Source organism: Nostoc sp. UCD121 (genome assembly GCF_014222285.1).
Classification (GTDB): Bacteria; Cyanobacteriota; Cyanobacteriia; order Cyanobacteriales; family Nostocaceae; genus Nostoc.
Window position 1 is genome coordinate 13374 of sequence record NZ_JACKZS010000026.1, and the last position, 17337, is coordinate 30710.

General features: G+C 42.7%; 16 protein-coding genes and 1 riboswitch. Of the genes, 7 read left to right on the forward strand and 9 right to left on the reverse strand.

Annotation, left to right across the window (positions count from 1 at the left end):
- Positions 1–223 precede the first annotated feature (223 nt).
- From cobJ to GNF10_RS08365, 4 genes are all read right to left on the reverse strand, one after another.
- Positions 224–1951, reverse strand: coding sequence for a precorrin-3B C(17)-methyltransferase (gene cobJ / locus GNF10_RS08350; RefSeq protein ID WP_185586415.1), 1728 nt, complete (start codon positions 1949–1951; stop codon positions 224–226).
- Between the two features lie 97 nt (positions 1952–2048).
- Positions 2049–2630, reverse strand: a complete 582-nt coding sequence (locus GNF10_RS08355; RefSeq protein ID WP_185586414.1) for an NADPH-dependent FMN reductase — start codon at positions 2628–2630, stop codon at positions 2049–2051.
- A gap of 147 nt (positions 2631–2777) precedes the next feature.
- Complete coding sequence (locus GNF10_RS08360) at positions 2778–3167, reverse strand: hypothetical protein (RefSeq protein ID WP_174712835.1); 390 nt, start codon at positions 3165–3167, stop codon at positions 2778–2780.
- A 40-nt stretch (positions 3168–3207) separates the two neighbouring features.
- Positions 3208–4707 (reverse strand): acyl--CoA ligase, encoded by a 1500-nt coding sequence (locus GNF10_RS08365; protein WP_185586413.1) that lies wholly within the window; start codon positions 4705–4707, stop codon positions 3208–3210.
- 236 nt (positions 4708–4943) lie between these two features.
- Between GNF10_RS08365 and GNF10_RS08370 the strand changes: the two genes are divergently transcribed.
- Entirely contained in the window at positions 4944–6086 is a 1143-nt protein-coding gene (locus GNF10_RS08370; protein WP_185586412.1) for a BMP family ABC transporter substrate-binding protein, read from the forward strand.
- Between the two features lie 290 nt (positions 6087–6376).
- Complete coding sequence (locus GNF10_RS08375; RefSeq protein ID WP_185586411.1) at positions 6377–6655, forward strand: hypothetical protein; 279 nt, start codon at positions 6377–6379, stop codon at positions 6653–6655.
- Positions 6656–6873: 218 nt separating this feature from the next.
- Here the strand turns inward: GNF10_RS08375 and GNF10_RS08380 are convergent, their stop codons facing one another.
- Entirely contained in the window at positions 6874–7335 is a 462-nt protein-coding gene (locus GNF10_RS08380; protein WP_185586410.1) for a hypothetical protein, read from the reverse strand.
- Between the two features lie 441 nt (positions 7336–7776).
- Here GNF10_RS08380 and GNF10_RS08385 point away from each other — a divergent pair, with 441 nt between their 5' ends.
- On the forward strand, positions 7777–11406 hold the full coding sequence (locus GNF10_RS08385; protein ID WP_185586409.1) for an AAA-like domain-containing protein: 3630 nt from the start codon (positions 7777–7779) through the stop codon (positions 11404–11406).
- Positions 11407–11494: 88 nt separating this feature from the next.
- On the opposite strand, the gene GNF10_RS08390 is transcribed toward GNF10_RS08385, so the two are convergent.
- The 3 genes from GNF10_RS08390 to GNF10_RS38430 form a co-directional block, all read right to left on the reverse strand.
- Positions 11495–12238 (reverse strand): cobalt-precorrin-6A reductase, encoded by a 744-nt coding sequence (locus GNF10_RS08390; RefSeq protein ID WP_185586408.1) that lies wholly within the window; start codon positions 12236–12238, stop codon positions 11495–11497.
- Positions 12238–12657 carry a DUF1636 family protein gene (locus tag GNF10_RS08395; protein ID WP_185586418.1) on the reverse strand — a complete coding sequence of 140 codons (420 nt, stop codon included), beginning with the start codon at positions 12655–12657 and terminating at the stop codon, positions 12238–12240. Before GNF10_RS08395 ends, GNF10_RS08390 begins: the two co-directional genes overlap by 1 nt.
- A 21-nt stretch (positions 12658–12678) precedes the next feature.
- Positions 12679–12843: riboswitch (cobalamin riboswitch) on the reverse strand.
- Positions 12844–12897: 54 nt separating this feature from the next.
- Positions 12898–13083, reverse strand: coding sequence for a hypothetical protein (locus tag GNF10_RS38430; RefSeq protein ID WP_260445862.1), 186 nt, complete (start codon positions 13081–13083; stop codon positions 12898–12900).
- On the opposite strand from GNF10_RS38430, the gene GNF10_RS08400 reads away from it, so the two are divergent.
- The 4 genes from GNF10_RS08400 to GNF10_RS08415 all read left to right on the forward strand — a co-directional run bounded on the left by GNF10_RS08400 (position 13010) and on the right by GNF10_RS08415 (position 15799).
- Positions 13010–13207, forward strand: coding sequence for a SemiSWEET transporter (locus GNF10_RS08400; protein WP_228038468.1), 198 nt, complete (start codon positions 13010–13012; stop codon positions 13205–13207). The two genes, GNF10_RS38430 and GNF10_RS08400, sit on opposite strands and share 74 nt — an antisense overlap.
- 167 nt (positions 13208–13374) lie before the next feature.
- Positions 13375–15030, forward strand: coding sequence for a radical SAM protein (locus GNF10_RS08405; protein ID WP_185586417.1), 1656 nt, complete (start codon positions 13375–13377; stop codon positions 15028–15030).
- Between the two features lie 111 nt (positions 15031–15141).
- The gene (locus GNF10_RS08410) at positions 15142–15330 is read left to right on the forward strand and encodes a CPXCG motif-containing cysteine-rich protein (protein ID WP_185586406.1); all 189 of its coding nucleotides are present in this window, start codon (positions 15142–15144) and stop codon (positions 15328–15330) included.
- 19 nt (positions 15331–15349) lie between these two features.
- Complete coding sequence (locus GNF10_RS08415) at positions 15350–15799, forward strand: SRPBCC family protein (RefSeq protein WP_185586405.1); 450 nt, start codon at positions 15350–15352, stop codon at positions 15797–15799.
- Positions 15800–15825: 26 nt separating this feature from the next.
- On the opposite strand, the gene GNF10_RS08420 is transcribed toward GNF10_RS08415, so the two are convergent.
- The gene (locus GNF10_RS08420; protein ID WP_185586404.1) at positions 15826–16644 is read right to left on the reverse strand and encodes an SDR family oxidoreductase; all 819 of its coding nucleotides are present in this window, start codon (positions 16642–16644) and stop codon (positions 15826–15828) included.
- Positions 16645–17337: the final 693 nt, after the last annotated feature.

Consider the following 17337-nt stretch of genomic DNA (forward strand, 5'->3'; position numbering starts at 1 on the left):
GAATTTGCTTAATTGCAAAAGTATATTTGGACAAAAGACAGAGATATATGTCTTTTGAAAGTGCAATATTTACAAGATTTTTAGATTAAAAAGGTAAAGGTGGTCAGGTATAACAGCCCCAGGAATGAATTCCCAGCCCTGGGGTTTTATTATGCGATCGCAGAGAAAAATGGATTTAACCCCAACAAAGGAGAAGTTTACCTTGTTTTTACAGCGATCATGCTTATTCTTCCGTATAACGGCGCGGCGTATAAACCCAGAGATTACCATCGCTGCGTTTGATGGTTCGGGTTTTTGTGGAACCAACGAGAATAATTGTTCGCATATCAGCGCTTGCTGGTGTTAACTGGTCAAGTGCGATCGCTTTTACCGTCTGTCCTGGTCTGCCGAGATTCCGCGCCAACACTACTGGGGTATCCGGTGTTCTATGTCGCAGCAAAATATTTCTTGCTTCTGCTAGTTGCCAAGTACGCTCTTTGGAAACAGGATTATAGAAAGCGATTACGAAATCAGCTTCGGCAGCAGCAGCAATTCGTTGTTCGATGACAGACCAAGGCTTCAAAATATCAGAGAGGGATATAGCACAGAAGTCATGTCCAAGGGGCGCACCAATGGCTGCTGCTGCTGCCTGCATAGCTGAAATACCTGGTGCTACATGAATGTCGATACTATCCCATTCAGGTTTGGCATAGCGATCGCACACTTCAAAAACTGCTGTTGCCATTGCATAGATACCAGGGTCGCCAGATGAAACCACAGCGACATATCGCCCAGATGCTGCCAAATCAAGGGCCATTTTTGCCCGTGCTTCTTCTTCGCGGTTGTCAGACTCATGCCGTTGCTTGCCGTCAGCCAGAGAACCGATTAAATCTAAATAAGTTTTATAACCCACTAGATCAGTTGCCGACTTGAGTATCTCCTTGACTTCGGGAGACATCCATTGCGATCCACCAGGCCCCGTACCAATAATCGCTAACCTTCCACGTGGTTGACCGATGGTGTTGGGGTCAATTGGTTGAGGGGCAATAGCGATCGCAACGTCGGCTAATGACGAAGATAAGGGGGATGTGCCTGTAGCTGCGATCGCAGCTGCTTGGACGGGGCTATAACCTTGTGATAACAGACCTTCTAGCTGATTTGGGGTAAAAAAGCGGGCAGGTACTCCCAAGGCGCTAGCTACAGCACGAATTGCGGGATCGGCTGCGGCAGCGATGGGTGTAAATATCCCGGCGACTGATGTTTTTTCTAGTTTGGTATCAACTAGTAGCTGCTGTACTAAAGCTACTGCATCATCAATGCTGCCATTAATTGCGATCGCGATCGTTGCTGGGTGGTAGACAAGGCAGTTGGCTGTAGGAGTTACCAAACGTTCCGTAACTTGGATTGTCAAATCTCCATTGGGATTTATGGGTAATTTACTATCGCTCAACCAAGGCGCTATGCCTTCTAGTCTGACTTCTGCCCCAGCTAGCACATCTGAAATAAATTTCTTAGCATCGTCTGGGTTTGCTAAACGATATCCGTGGGGAGGAGATAACAGCGTTGTACCCAAACGTAAATCGCCTGTAGTCGTAATTGCAGGTTTAACATCAAGCGCTTCGGCAATACGGCGGGCCAAATCGTTTACCCCACCAAGCCCGCCCAAGAGTGGGACAACAGCACTACCATCTTCAGCCACAGCTAACACAGGTGGTTCCTGTTGTTTATCCGAGAGTATGGGAGCTAGCGTCCTAATTAAAATGCCGGCGGCACAAATGCCAATTAGCGGCGTTCCCTGAGCAAATAACTCGCGTAACGTGTCGCCAAAGTTAGTAAAGCTGACATCCACTCCCGATGTGCGACCCGCTAGACCGTATAGCGTCGCTCCTGGTAGAACGCTGATTATTTTGCGTGCTACTGTCACGCTATTTTGACCTAGTACTACAATGGCGGGTGCAACGTTCATGATCATAAGTAGATATCTTGCAACATTCGATATCCTTCAAATGAAACCACAGATTTAGTCATGAAAAAATCATAACTGTTGTTCAATACTTATCCCGACTTGATTAGAACGGGTTTCCTTTTTCAAATCTTTGTCGTTGCAATGCTTCTTCGTACCATTCTAATTCATCCAAAAATTGACCGACTCTCTTCGTCAAAGCGATCGCCTGTGAAGTACCTGCTTCATCCAGAGATTCCCCAATTTTGGAAATAGCAAAAATACTTGAAATCGTAGTCATTCCCATCTCTGACAGAAAAGAACGTAACTGTATGGCTGCCCGTACTCCTCCAAAGCCACCAGCTGAGTAAGAAACAATACCAGCCGGACGGAAAAAGTATTCTTCTAAATAGTGATCCATCAGGTTGCTCAACCCTGGCTGAATGGAATGGTTATACTCTCCCGCAACAACTACAAAGCCGTCTGCTGTTCGGATATGTTCTGCCAGTTCTTCCATCTTTGCAGGAGCGTGACCTGTATCATACTCCTTATACATCCGGTCTAAAATGCCAAAGTCATACTCCTTTGCATCCACAAAAATCACCTCATGGTTTCTTTGCTGAAGCTGATTAATTATGAATCTGGCAGCTTTGATACCCTGGCGATCGCTCCTGTAGGAACCATAGAAGACTACTGTTTTAAAGCTCATGATCAATAATCTTTAACAACGTCTAGCCACAAGTTGAATTTACCATCGACTTACAGCGTTAGATCGCGACAAGCCGATGTGCGTTTAGACATTTGGGTAATTAGGGGTGCGATCGCATTTTTTTAGGAAATGCGATTGCTTCTTGTATCAATTCGCTTTCCGTTCTTTGAGGACTTGATCTAGCAAATTTCTTGCAGGTTGGGCTTTAGCCAACGCTATTTGATGGTCATTATAAGCCCGCACAAGGCGAGAAAGACTGCTCACACCTGCCTTGAGTTGCTCAAGTTCTTCACCAGCAACTAATTCGCCATCTAGCATCCGTCCAATTAACGGTTTGATGTCGCCCACTTCCTGCCGGACTTTTTGGAGCTTTTCTAGGCTACTCAGCAAGGTTTTGAGTGAGTTCAAGATGTCGTCAATATCCTGCACATCCTCTACTTGTTCCGGCAAATCTTCAACTGTCACTGTATCTTCATCTGAGATTGTAGGCAATTCCTGTGCAGACATTTCAGTTTGAACCCCGTTTGACCGTGCCATTGACGCTTCCTCAAGGAATTTTCCTTAGTGTATCGCTGATTTAGCTTATGTTAAGCAATTTCGCCATAGCTAACCGTTGCAGTTTCCCCGTAGCACCACGAGGTAGTTGCTCCAAAATGTGAATTTGTTTCGGAACTTTGAAGTCTGCCAACATAGTTGAACAGTGAGCTAAAAGTTCTTTTTCGCCAACTTCTCCCTTGAGGACAACAGCAGCGTGGATATCTTCACCTAAAGATTTGTGGGGGACGGCAAAAGCTAAGGCTTCGGCGACGGCGGGATGACGAAGCAAAACATCATCCACTTCTAAGGGAGAAATTTTTTCCCCACCCCGATTAATCAATTCTTTAATGCGTCCAGTCAAACGGAGATAGCCGTCTGCATCCACAGTACCCTGATCTCCCGTGCGGAACCAACCGTTGACAAAAGCTGTGGCGTTGGCTTCTGGGTTGTTTTCGTAGCCATCAATGACATTGGGTGCTTTTACCACCACCTCACCCAAGCTTCCCTGAGATAATAGGTTGCCTTCAGAGTCCATAATGCCGACATCCACACCAAAGCCATAACCAACACTACCTGGCTTTCGCACTTTTGGCGGTAGGGGGTTGGTAGTCATTAAGTGGGATGCTTCAGTCATGCTGTAAGATTCCACCACAGGAGCATTAAGAGTTGCCTCCAACTGTTCAATGATAATTGGAGGTAAGGAAGCGCTACTAGAGCGAATGAAACGAAAGGGGTTAGCCTTGACAATTTCTGTGTTGCGGCTAGCGCGGGCCAAAATTGTCTGGTGCATGGTTGGTGCTGCGGAGTACCAGGTAGGTTTGTAGGTATCTACTAGTTTCCAAAACTCCAAGGCATTAAAACCATTGGGACAAATTAGTGTGCCGCCCGATGCTAGGGTTGACAGCAAACAACCCACCAATCCGTGAACGTGGAACAGGGGCATTAAGCAAAGTGTAGTATCAGCTGCTGTGAGTGAGTAAGCAGCAATGATGTTGTTGGCTGAGGCGATTAAGTTGCAATGACGAATTGGCACACGTTTCGGACGGCTGGTAGTGCCGCTAGTGTGGAGAATCATCGCCAGATCGTCGGCGTTGGGGGCTGCGGGATTCGATGATTCTCTTGGTTTTGAGCCTGTTTTGACTAATTCAAAGCTCAATGTGCCGTCAGTGTTTACCTTGGCATTAATCAGCATCATACTGGGTGTGACGGCGGCCATAGCTGCTTCTGGTTCATCAGACAAGGTAATCAGTGCGTTTGCTTGAGTATCTTCGTAGTAAAAGGCAAATTCGTCTTGTTTGTATTTGGGATTTAAGGGTGCAGCAGTGCCACATAGGGCAGCAGCCAAAAAGGTAATAGCCATTGGCGAACCGTTAGTCATGGCAATGGCTATGCGTTCTCCCCGTGTCAATCCAAAGCTGTTGAGTTGGGATACTAAGCCAACAACATTCTCGCGCAATTGCTTATAAGTTAGCGATCGCCCTCCAGGTGTAACCAGGGCTAAATGATTATCTTCCCCAGCTAAAAGCTCAAATAAGTTCATCAAAAACCTCCAGATTAGTAAAATTGGGCATTGGACATTGGTTATTAATGCTTCTACCTCATTCCCTTATTTTTATTAAAAAGTATTGTGCTTTTGTATAATATCAACCATTATTTGATTTCTTTTGGTAGTAAGTTAACGGCAAAAAACAAGAGCTAAAATTAAGTCAAGAGTGTATCTGTCGTTACTAGAAATCAGAGAAATATTTTTCAGCAACTAAAACCCATCAATAAAATATGGATCGTCGGAATTTTCTAAAGTATGTCACTTTAGCAGGATCTAGTTTTGCTTTAACGAGTTGTGTTCAAGGCAAAAGTTCCAAATTGCCGGGTGAGGTATCTCCCTCAGCATCGCCTGTGGCGGTAAATGAACCTCTCAAGGTGGGATTTGTTTATGTGGGGCCTGTGGGTAATTTTGGTTGGACTTATGCCCATGATTTAGGTCGCAGAGATATGGAAGCCAATCTTAACGATAAAGTAAAAACTACCTTTGTCGAAAATGTCAATGAAGGTGCTGACGCTGAAAGGATAATTCGCCAACTAGCATTAGATGGTAACAAGTTGATTTTTACCACTTCCTATGGGTATATGAACCCAACAATTAAAGCCGCTAAAGAATTTGGTGATGTTATTTTTGAACACTGTGCAGGATACAAACGTGCTGCCAATGTCGGCACTTATCTAGGACGTTTTGAAGAACCGCGTTACTTAACCGGCATGATTGCTGGCAAAATGACAAAATCAAATGTAGTTGGTTTTATTGGCGCATACCCAATTCCAGAAGTAATTCGGGGAATTGGTGCATTTACACAAGGAATGCGTCTAACCAATCCCCAAGCAAAAGTTAAGGTACTTTGGGTACAAAGTTGGTACGATCCAGCTAAAGAAAGAGAAGCCGCTATTGCTTTGGTCAATTCCGGTGCAGATGTACTGACCCAGCATACCGACTCTGGCGCTGTTGTCCAATTAGCTGAGGAAAAAGGCATTTATGCTTTTGGCTACAACATTGATATGGGTAAGTTTGCTCAAAAAACCCACCTGACATCAGTTATTAACAAATGGGGCAAGTTCTATACAGATAAAGCCTTAGCTGTAATGAGTAATACTTGGAAACCTCAAAACGTTTGGGATGGCATTGGTGAAGGAATGGTGGATATTTCGCCGATGAATCAGGCGATTCCGTTAGAGGTGCAACAACTAGTGAATGCGAAGCGCGATGAGTTTATTCAGGGTACTGCACATCCTTTTGATGGCCCAGTGAAAGACCAAAAAGGGATGGTGCGAGTACCAAATGGTAAGGTGTTGGAAGATCGAGGACAATTGGCGATGGATTGGTATGTTGAGGGAGTTGAAGGGTCTATTCCCCAGAAGAAACTATAGTAAGCAATTCCACCGTTAGCGTATAACCTAGCGTCTTATAGAGAAACGGCAATTATAGGAGAAGTTTAGATACTACCCTACGAATTATCTATGATCCATGCGATCGCAAACCGCCATACATAGAGAGTTAAAAGTTAAGAATTGGGAATTATTCTTTTCACCTCACTCATCCCCCCACTCTGTCTACTATTACAAGAGGTAAAGATTAAGTAGCAACTTTGGCAACTGCGGAGACAATGTAGAGTATCTTCTAGTAATTTAGCAAAGTTATAAGCATTGGAGCAAAGCAAATGAATGCTAAACTGATCGCTTTCTCTGGCTTTGTGACGGTATTTTTGGGCGCAGGAATTGGTTTTATTGCTGCTAATTTACTTCCTTGTCCCTACACAAGTCAAATGTATCAAGATTTGGAGCAAAAATACGTCCTTGTCGGTGCAGTTGCTGGTTTGCTAATTGGTTCTAGTCAGGAAATGATTAGAGAACTCAAGCAAGAGCGGGATGCGGAAGAAGACTTGCTCCAAGAATTGAATAAAGCTATTCACTCAAGTAAAAATACAAAAAATTACTGAGATGTTAGAGATTGTTTAAAAAGTGTTTTGCTGTGAGTTTAGGATAAGCCAGAAATCTCTCATGTAGAGACGCGATAAATCGCGTCTAAAAGACTAATACGTTAAAGATACCCGATAAATCGCCGTCTCTACAGAGAATGTATTCTTCAATTTCTAAAACAGGCTGCGCGAACAATTTTAAATTAGTTAATAGTTTTGTTAAATTAGCAGTAGCAGAGTTATAAATTAAAAGCTTTCTTCAAATTTTCTGGCTGCGTTACTGCCAAATATTGAGCCGACATTTCCGGTGTGAGTAGTTCTATCATGACTGTGTTTTCCAACCAGAACTCAATAACATCAAAAAAAGAATCGCGGTTACAACTTAACACTCTCCAACCTTCACGTTTACCAATTAACTCAATTTTTTCTTGACTAGAAGAAACTGAAATTGCTGCATGAGTAGCTGTGAACCCAGAAGAAGTAGGATTTTCTGCAAATGTACACTGGTTATCTCCTTCACCAGGCATTAGCTGAGTTTTTAAAGGGTAAACTTCAATCCCTGTTCCATATTCGTCAAGTGGAAAAACCATATAGCTGCCTGGGTGAGGGAAAAAGGGAAAAGCTTGGCCATTCAAGACTTCAGCTAAAACCTCGGCAACGTGCTGGGGGTTTTTAACAGAAATAGATATGTGATGAATCATACTTAATTACCTCGTACCCCATAATCATAATGAGGCTTATAAAGTTTTTGTTTTGTGGAGTGCTTATCTTCCACGATTAGCTTAATTATCTTTCATTCCATTTTAATTAATTTATGCAGAGAATAAAACAAATTTCCTTTTGATTGAATTTGGAAAACCTCTCTTGTATTCTTCTATCCTAGTAAGTGATGGCTTACACACGAGTCTTGTAGAGTTATCCCAGACGCTTTTATATCCTCCCAACTCACATCTATCACTATCATTTATGGCGACACTTGATCAAAGTGTCAAAAAATCCTAACCTGGCAAAGATATACACGAAAGGTAGGGGCAATTCATGTAGACGCAAAGCGTCTTCCCGTAGGGCATTGCCTCTACCTGAAAATCTTTATTTTCGGCTATTGTTTACGTAAGCTCTGTATTTGATAATTACACTTCAATATGAGATATCAAGTAGGAGGTAGTCTCCGCAGTGACGATCCCACGTATGTTATCCGTGACGCAGACGAAAAACTTTATACTAGCCTGAAAGCTGGGGATTTTTGTTACGTTTTCAACTCTCGCCAGATGGGTAAGTCATCCTTACTACAGCGCACCAGTTATCGTCTTAAAGAAGAAGGCTATAGCTGTGTTTATTTGGATATGACCATCTTAGGTATTGAGGATACTACACCAGAACAATGGTACAAAGGCATCATTATTAGCTTGTTCTACAGCTTAAATTTAGCAGGACAAATCAATTTTAAAGGTTGGTGGGAGACGCAAAAAGGTATTTCCTCAGTACAAAAACTACACTGTTTTGTTGAAGAAGTTTTACTGCCAAACGCCAAAGCCGAACGCATTTTCATCTTTATTGATGAGATTGATAGCCTTCTTAGTTTAAGTTTCCCAATTAACGACTTTTTTGCTTGGATTCGTCAATGCTATAATCAGCGACCAGAGAATTCAAACTTTAATCGTTTGGGATTTGCACTATTTGGTGTAGCTAGTCCTTCCGACCTCATCGCTGATAAAGGCCGCACACCCTTTAATCTTGGTAGAGCTATTGAGTTACACGGCTTTCAACTCTATGAAGCTACTCCTCTACTTCAAGGAGTAAAGGGAGTAGTCAGTCAACCACAAGCAATACTGCAAGAAATTATTCATTGGACAGAGGGACAACCGTTTCTCACACAAAAACTTTGTAACTTAGTTATTCAACTTGCTGCTGAAAATCCTACAGGAATGATTAGCCTCATTCCAGGTACAGAAGCATTTTGGATTGAGCAATTAGTGAAAACGCATATTATTCAAAATTGGCAATCACAAGATGAACCAGAACATCTACGTACTATAAGAGATCGCCTATTATTCAACGACCAACGAGCAGGGCGGTTATTAGGTATTTATCAGAAGGTGTTGCAAGCAGAGGAGCAGTCTAGTAGTGGAGGCTTCTCCCAAAAGGAAATGTCATCGAGTAGGGGAGAAGAGTTTTTCACTTTGCCTCATCTTCCTGTTCCGATTGATGATAGTCGAGAACAAACAGAACTTTTGTTATCTGGTTTAGTAGAAAAACACAACGGTTATCTCAAAATTAAAAATCCCATCTATCGGAGTGTTTTCAATTCCGAGTGGGTGTTAAAACAATTAGACAATCTCCGCCCTTATTCACAGACATTCAATGCTTGGGTAGGATCAGGGTATAAAGATGAATCGCGTTTATTGCGAGGACAGGCTCTCAAAGATACTCAAAATTGGATACAGGGCAAAAGTTTAAGCGATTGGGATTATCAATTTTTAGCTGCAAGTCAAGAATGCGAACAGCGCGAAGTGCAAACAGCATTGGAGGCAGCACGGGCGAAAGAGGTAGAAGCACGATTAGCACAAGAGCAAAAAACTGCTAAATTTCAAAGGTTTTTGCTAGTTGCAGTGTGTATTGGCTTGCTCGTCTCTAGCATTTTGGGGGTGGGAAGTTTCATCATGTATCGTCAAAGCAAAAAAAGCGAAAGTCAAGCTAAGAGCAGCGAAATTAGAGCGCTTGTATCTTCTTCTGCTGGACTATTTGCTTCCCAACGGAGATTGGATGCACTTGTAGAAGCAATCAAAGCCCAAGACAGACTGCATAAGCTAGGAATAACTAACTCAAATCTTGCGCCTCAAGTTGAAAACGCACTCAGGCAAGCAGTTTATGGAGCAGATGAATACAATCGTTTTTCTGGGCATACGGCAAGTGTTATGGCGGTAGATGTTAGCCCTGATAGTTCTTTAATTGCCTCAGCCAGTATAGACAATACAGTTAAGCTTTGGCGACGTGATGGTACGGAAGTTGCAACTCTCAAAGGTCATAAGGGAGCAGTTAGGGCAGTAGATTTTAGTTCTGACGGTCAAATACTGGCTTCAGTGGGTGAAGATGGCACTATTAAACTCTGGAAGCTAGATGGTACTCTGCTCAAAACTTTTAAAGGTCACACTGCTTCAGTCTGGGGAGTAGCATTTAGTCCTGATGGCCAATTCCTCGCCTCTGCTAGTTGGGACGCAACAGTGAAACTCTGGAAGCTAGATGGTACTTTACTCAAGACATTCCAAGGTTCTAAAGGTGCGTTTTGGGGAGTCGCTTTTAGTCCTGATGGCCAGACTATTGCTGCCACCAGTCTAGACAGGACAGTAAAACTCTGGAAACGAGATGATTCAGGCTGGCAAAACGCCAAGACTCTACAAACTCTCCAAGGTCACACTGCTTGGGTTGTAGGAATAGCTTTCAGCCCTGACGGACAGACTATTGCTTCAGCGAGTGAAGACAGAACTGTTAAACTTTGGCGGCGAGACAGCATAAGTAGAAGCTACCGCCTTGATAAAACTCTGCAAGGGCATGATGCCGGAATTTCGGGAGTAGCATTTAGTCCCGATGGTCAGACTATTGCTAGTGCCAGTCTCGACAAAACGATTAAACTTTGGAATATTGATGGTACAGAATTGAAGACGCTTAGAGGGCACAGTGCATCAGTTTGGGGTGTAACTTGTAGTCCTGATGGTAGCTTTATTGCTTCGGCAGGTGCAGAAAACGTTGTTAGACTCTGGCAAAGCCAAAATCCATTTCAAAAGTCTATCATTGCTCATAAGGCGGGGATTTGGTCAATAGCGATCGCATCTGACAGTTCAACTATCGCTACAACCAGCCACGAAAATATGGTGAAATTTTGGAGTCGTCAAGGCAAATTGCTCAAAACTATCACTGAATCCAAGGGCGAAGTCTCCGAGGTTTCATTCAGTGGCGATGACAAGTTAATCGCGCTTTTCACTTCCGATGATTCGGTAAAAATCAAGAAGCGAGATGGCACTTTAATTGCTAGTTACAAATATCTTCACAGCAAAGTGACATCAGGGGTATTGAGTCCTGACGGGCAAACAATTGCAATGGCAGGTGTTGACAAAAATGTTCAGATATCTAGGCGCGATCGCCTCTGGCGGGGCGTAGCCCATCGCACCGTGACTCCGCAAGTTCTCAAAGGACATCAGGCGGAAGTTTGGCACGTCGTATTTAGTCCAGACAGTCGGCTTGTTGGTTCAGCTAGCGGTGACACTACTGCTAAATTGTGGACGCTTGACGGCAATTTGTTTAGAACCCTTGTAGGACACTCGGCGGCAGTATGGAGAGTTGTTTTTAGCCAAGATAGTAAAATGCTAGCTACTGGAAGTGGCGACAACACCGTTAAGTTGTGGACGTTAGACGGTAAGTTATTGAATACACTCAAAGGTCATAAAGCTGGGATTTGGGGAATAGCCTTTACTCCTGATGGAAAAATTGTTGCTTCTGGCAGTGTTGATGCCAGCATCAAACTTTGGAAGCTAGATGGTACGGAAGTAACAACCCTCACCGGGCATACCGCAGCGATTAGGGTGGTTGCGATCAGCCCTGATGGAACTTTGCTTGTTTCAGGGGGTGATGACAACACGCTCATCCTGTGGAATTTACAGCGAATTCTTAATCTAGATGTGCTGAATTATGGTTGCACTCTGGTGCAGGATTATTTGAAAACTAACACTACAGTGGAAGAGGGCGATCGCTCCCTTTGTAATATATTAAATAAATAATTTCTCTCGTTGGGGTGGGTTTTTATTGATGCGATCGCGTTTCGTCTATAAAATTCTCTTGTTTTAAAGGGAGAATTTGTCTTATTCACTAGTCATGCAATTTGTCAAGTAGCCATGCTAAAGCACCATCAACATTACTAACTTGCTCTCCTGGCGGTATGGCTGGACGATTTACCATCACAACCTTCACACCCAGTTCTCGCGCTGCAATAATCTTGGGCTTTGTGGCATCGCCACCGCTATTTTTACTGACTATGGTATCAATCTTGTGATCAATCAGGATTTGCCTTTCATTATTGAGGGTAAAGGGCCCGCGATCGCACAATACCATCCCCGGTGGCACTAAGGCATCATCGGTAGGAGGGTCAATCATCCGCATCAAAAACCAAATTTCCTCTAGGTGAGCAAAGGCGGCGAGTTCTTGTCTGCCAACCGTCAAAAATACCCGATGTGCTTGTTTTGCTAGAGATGCGGCGGCGGCTTCAACGTTATCAACTTCCATCCAGCGATCGACACTTTCTTTTTCCCAAGGTGGGCGTATTAACATCAAACGGGGTACTCCAACTTCCTTTGCAGCATCTGCCGCATTAAAAGAAATTTGACTAGCAAAAGGATGGGTTGCATCAATTAATAAGTCAATTTGCATTACTCGCAGATAGCTAGCCAATCCAGCCACACCACCAAAGCCGCCAACCCGTAAATCGCCCAACGGAACTGATGGTTCACGGGTGCGACCGGCTAAAGACGTGATTGCATCTACCCCTTGGATAGTCGCGACTCTAGCAGCTAGTTCTGCGGCATCTCCTGTACCACCCAGAATCAAAACGCGCATTAGTGAGATAAAGGTGGAATCTTTGCTAAAATGCCCTTCTTCAGGGCTTCTGGACGCTCTGACCAAGGCAGCAAACCATTTGCTTTGACATAGTATTGACTAGCGCATTCTAGTATCGCAGATGCACTATCATCAACGGCTAAATCACCAAACAAATATGTTAATTTACCTTTGGCAGCAAAGGCAACCACACAGGAACGATTACAAGCACTCATACATTCAACTTCTTGAATTGGGAATTCATCTCGTAACTCCCAATCTTGTGCAAGTTGCTGAAGTTGGTGTAGAAGTTTTTCACCACCACTTTCACCTAAGCGTTTTCCCTCTTGCCAAACGCTGGCACAAGTTTTGCAAACAAATAAAGTATGGTCAGCAACACCAAAGGGATTCGCTGGAGAAATATTCACAGTAGTAGTCATCTGTACCTCGCAGATATGTGGAACTAGTAAATCTATTTCGGCGGGCATCCTGACTCACTCAATTTGGGATTTTAGATTACATCTCAAATTGGTTTACAGTTGCGGGACAGCGCCGGATTTGCACCGAACTTTCCCCGTTACCTCTGGTAGCTGCTCCCCACCAGAACCGAATAACCTTATCGATCATACACTAGGGTTATCTAAGAAAAGGATATTACCTATGCAACAAAATTATAAAAATCAGCTTTTAAATTTTTCAACCACTAAAAACTTTATTTTATAGGTTTGTATCGGAATGGATTTCTTGACAATTCTAGGATTAGCGGCTGCCACAATAACCACAATCTCTTTTTTGCCACAGATGTTTAAAACATGGCAAACAAAATCAGCAAAAGATGTTTCTTTTTTAACGCTGATTACATTCATAGCTGGTATTTTTTTATGGTTAATTTATGGGATATATCTACAATCTTTACCAATTATTCTTGCTAATAGCGTTACATTGCTTTTTAACTTGATAATTCTATGGCTTAAAATTAAATATAGATAACCCTGCTTATAACTAAAACCTCTGACAGGATAAAAAGGATATATTCTGTGAATAGCAGGAAGAAAAACAATTAATGCTGCCTGTATATAACCTGGCTCTAACTGTATTAATTACGAATTACGAATTACAAACTTGTGCCGAGCGAAGTCGAGGTATTACGAATTATCATGACATCATCTGTATTTGACTCTGAACGCCTCCTTTTCACCCCCACCACCCCAGACACCAACGCTATCCCCATAATCTTCACCTTTCCCAATGAATATAGCGTAGGTATCACTAGCCTTGGCTATCAGGTAGTTTGGGCAACCTTGGCAATGCGTGATGATGTGCAGGTGAGTCGCCTGTTTACAGATACTCACGAACAACTCCCCAGAACGCCAGAAATTGTGGGATTTTCGATTTCCTGGGAACTGGATTATGTGAATATTTTAAATTTGCTGGAATCTTTAGAAATTCCTATTCAAGCAACTTCTCGTGATGATTCTCATCCGATAATTTTTGGTGGTGGCCCCGTTCTCACAGCTAACCCAGAACCTTTTGCAGATTTTTTTGATGTAATTTTACTGGGAGATGGCGAAAATTTACTGGGAAATTTCATTGAGGCGTACAAAGAAGTAAGAAATGCCTCAAGACAAACTCAACTCAAAAGACTTGCACAAATACCAGGAATTTATATTCCCAGTTTGTATGAAGTCGAATACCACACAAAAGATGGTGCAATAAAGTCAATTAAACCAATTTCTCCAGAAATTCCCGCAGTGGTGCAAAAGCAGACTTATCGAGGAAATACTCTATCGGCTTCAACTGTAGTCACCGAAAAAGCGGCATGGGAAAATATTTACATGGTGGAAGTGGTGAGAAGTTGTCCAGAAATGTGCCGTTTTTGTTTGGCAAGTTATCTCACACTGCCTTTTAGAACAGCCAGTCTAGAAGATTCCTTAATTCCAGCGATCGCAAAAGGTTTAGAAGTCACAAATCGGCTAGGATTATTAGGGGCTTCTGTAACTCAGCATCCAGAATTTGAAGCTTTGCTAGATTATATAAGTCAGCCAAAGTATGATGATGTCCGTCTCAGTATTGCCTCAGTGCGAACTAATACTGTAACAGTCCAGTTAGCAGAAACTTTGGCAAAACGAGACACGCGATCGCTTACCATTGCTGTAGAGAGTGGTTCTGAGAAAATCCGGCAAATCATCAACAAAAAGCTGCATAACGACGAAATTATCCAAGCGGCGATAAATGCCAAAGCTGGCGGATTAAAAAGCTTGAAACTTTACGGAATGGCAGGAATTCCTGGTGAAGAAGCAGATGATTTAGACCAAACAGTGACGATGATGCGTAATATCAAAAAAGCTGCGCCGGGATTGCGGTTAACATACGGATGTAGCACTTTTGTACCCAAAGCGCACACACCCTTTCAATGGTTTGGAGTAAATCGTCAAGCAGAAAAGCGGTTACAGTTTTTGCAAAAACAGCTAAAACCGCAGGGGATAGAGTTTCGCCCAGAAAGCTATAATTGGTCGATTATACAAGCTTTGTTATCGAGAGGCGATCGCAGAGTGTCCCAACTTCTTCTGATGACTCGTGACTTTGGCGACTCTTTGGGTAGCTACAAACGTGCTTTCAAGCAACTCAAAGGACAAATCCCTGACTTAGATTTCTACGTCCACGCTGATTGGTCTACAGAACAAGTATTACCTTGGAACCACTTGCAAGGGCCTCTGCCACAGTCTACACTACTAAAGCATTTGGCTGATGCTAAGAGTTATATCAACCCATCTCCAAAAGAACTACAGCCAGTATTGGGGATTAGGGACTAGGGACTGGGGACTGGGGAATAGAAACTAGGAATTAAAAGTTAATACTCACTACCCAATACCCAGTACCCAATACCCAATACCCAATACCCAGTACCTAGTACCCATGAATTGATGCAAAACACAGCTGAGTATTACTGCGCCTATTGCGGCGAACCGAACTTAACTTTTATTGATTTGAGTGCTGGAGGACAGCAATCTTATGTAGAAGATTGTCAAGTTTGCTGTAACCCAAATATTTTGTATGTAAGGGTTGACGAAGATACCCTAAATATCGAGATTGATACAGAATCAGAAAGTTGAATTTTAGGTTTTTCTTTCCATGCTGCACTTTAAACATTCCTCAGTTATTAATGCCACACCAGAAGTAGTTTGGAAATTTCATGAAAGGCCAGATATTTTGCAAATGCTGAATCCACCTTGGCAGCCAGTCCAAGTGGTTCGTCGTGAGGGAGGGCTGAACGTGGGCGCTATCACAGAATTTCGCCTGTTTCTCGGCCCATTACCACTAACTTGGCTAGCGCGTCATACTGAATGCGACAAATATCGCCTGTTTACCGACGAACAGGTATCTGGCCCCTTTGAGTCTTGGGTACATCGACATGAATTTGAACCAGAAGCTGGCAAAACTAGGCTGACTGATGCTATTTCCTTTTCCATGCCTGGTGGAGAAACAGTTGAATTTGTTAGTGGTTGGTTAGTGCAAGCGCAACTAGAAGCAATGTTTCGCTATCGCCATTATGTAACCAAACGAGAATGTGAGTCACGATAGGAAAATATTTTGTTTGGTAGCAAAAATCAATTATCTTGATTCTTCAACCCTTGCCGCGAAACCCACTTTATCAACCCAGGAAACAGGCGATACAAAGCTTGCGAGAAATTTGCAGAACCAACCATCACTTCTGACTTCTTATTCTTGACTGCATCCCAAATAGCATTTGCTACATCTTCAGGCTTCTCCACCACCGGATTTTTCAGCACATTCTCAAGTTGTCCACGACGAGTATGAGTATCTTGCTCATCCTTACCTCGAAAAACTGCCCGTTCCATTAAAGTACTCTTAATCAAATTCGGATAAATCCCACAAACATGAATACCTTTTGGCTGTAGTTCTATTTGTAGCGATTCCGTCAACCCTGTTACGCCAAACTTACTAGTACAATAGGGAACCAAGTAAGCACTTGGTACCTTCCCACCGATGGAACTTAAATTAACTATAGTTCCACTTCGACGCTGAAGGAAATGAGGCAGAAGGGCATTAATAGTGTGGATATATCCCCATAAATTAGTGTCTATAATTTGATGCCAATCACCAAGAGAAAACTGCTCTACTGTCCCCGATGCAAAGATACCCGCATTGTTTATCAGCACGTCGATATAGCCATAATTTTCTAATGCCTTTTGCACTAATGCGTTTACCTGAGATGAGTCAGTGACATCGCAAGTAACCGTTAATGGTGCTGGACGGCCAATGCTTTGGATTTCCTGCGCTAAGGCTTCCAAGCGGTCAGCATGACGAGCTACAAGTACCAAGTCATATCCTTGCCGCGCAAATAAAAGAGCCGTTGCTTTGCCAATGCCTTCAGAAGCACCTGTAATTAGTACCGTAGGAGCCATACTTTAAGTTTAAAAAACCTATTTACTATTTATTAGTCTGGATAATAACATTCCAGAAACCTTCTAACTTTCGTTGGATTTTGATTGTATCCAAAATAGGTTTTTAGTGAGATTACAAGTTTTCAATAGCAGTTGTTTGGTAAAAATACCTCTGAACTATAGGTTCCTCAAAGCTATTATTGATCTTTTGTTAGATAAATATTTTCTCAACCCCCTTAAAATCTCATTCTTTAGAGTTGCATTTACTTTGAAACTAGAGACAGATAGCATTAAATGGGTAAGTTAAGTAATATGAAGAATGTAATTAGCTCCTTAAATTAACTTAATAATTGCACTTTATCTTTAGTGATAAAACTGAAACCTCATATCAACACCAAAAACTGCAATGCTGCTGAACTTGTGCTGACTCCTCACCCTGAAATTTGGAACGACCGCCTAAGTATTATTTGTTTTCTATCTTACCTACTTTGGGAACGGCTACAGCCGAGTGCAGTATGCATCGGGGCTCATTTCCTCTACTCCCCATTAATCTGACTGTTTTTGTTACAGACGGATTGCAAAGGAGCAAAGAGAAGACCGTGGTTATTGCAGATACCAGGTTGAACACTGTCCTCGCTCATATCACCCAACCTTTTAAGCGAAAACAGTTTTTAGAATAGCAGTTGCTTGTGTAATAATAGTTAAAGTATCTTA

Bases quoted from the DNA above. Each gene is read 5' to 3' on its own strand.
- GNF10_RS08365 (WP_185586413.1), bottom strand. From the start codon at position 4,707: ATGAACTTATTTGAGCTTTTAGCTGGGGAAGATAATCATTTAGCCCTG.
- GNF10_RS08360 (WP_174712835.1), bottom strand. From the start codon at position 3,167: ATGGCACGGTCAAACGGGGTTCAAACTGAAATGTCTGCACAGGAATTG.
- GNF10_RS08395 (WP_185586418.1), bottom strand. From the start codon at position 12,657: ATGACTACTACTGTGAATATTTCTCCAGCGAATCCCTTTGGTGTTGCT.
- GNF10_RS38430 (WP_260445862.1), bottom strand. From the start codon at position 13,083: ATGAATGTAATCAGCGTTAAAAAAGAAACATCTTTTGCTGATTTTGTT.
- GNF10_RS08410 (WP_185586406.1), top strand. From the start codon at position 15,142: ATGCAAAACACAGCTGAGTATTACTGCGCCTATTGCGGCGAACCGAAC.
- GNF10_RS08375 (WP_185586411.1), top strand. From the start codon at position 6,377: ATGAATGCTAAACTGATCGCTTTCTCTGGCTTTGTGACGGTATTTTTG.
- GNF10_RS08390 (WP_185586408.1), bottom strand. From the start codon at position 12,238: ATGCGCGTTTTGATTCTGGGTGGTACAGGAGATGCCGCAGAACTAGCT.
- GNF10_RS08355 (WP_185586414.1), bottom strand. From the start codon at position 2,630: ATGAGCTTTAAAACAGTAGTCTTCTATGGTTCCTACAGGAGCGATCGC.
- cobJ (WP_185586415.1), bottom strand. From the start codon at position 1,951: ATGATCATGAACGTTGCACCCGCCATTGTAGTACTAGGTCAAAATAGC.
- GNF10_RS08380 (WP_185586410.1), bottom strand. From the start codon at position 7,335: ATGATTCATCACATATCTATTTCTGTTAAAAACCCCCAGCACGTTGCC.
- GNF10_RS08385 (WP_185586409.1), top strand. From the start codon at position 7,777: ATGAGATATCAAGTAGGAGGTAGTCTCCGCAGTGACGATCCCACGTAT.
- GNF10_RS08415 (WP_185586405.1), top strand. From the start codon at position 15,350: ATGCTGCACTTTAAACATTCCTCAGTTATTAATGCCACACCAGAAGTA.
- GNF10_RS08370 (WP_185586412.1), top strand. From the start codon at position 4,944: ATGGATCGTCGGAATTTTCTAAAGTATGTCACTTTAGCAGGATCTAGT.
- GNF10_RS08420 (WP_185586404.1), bottom strand. From the start codon at position 16,644: ATGGCTCCTACGGTACTAATTACAGGTGCTTCTGAAGGCATTGGCAAA.
- GNF10_RS08405 (WP_185586417.1), top strand. From the start codon at position 13,375: ATGACATCATCTGTATTTGACTCTGAACGCCTCCTTTTCACCCCCACC.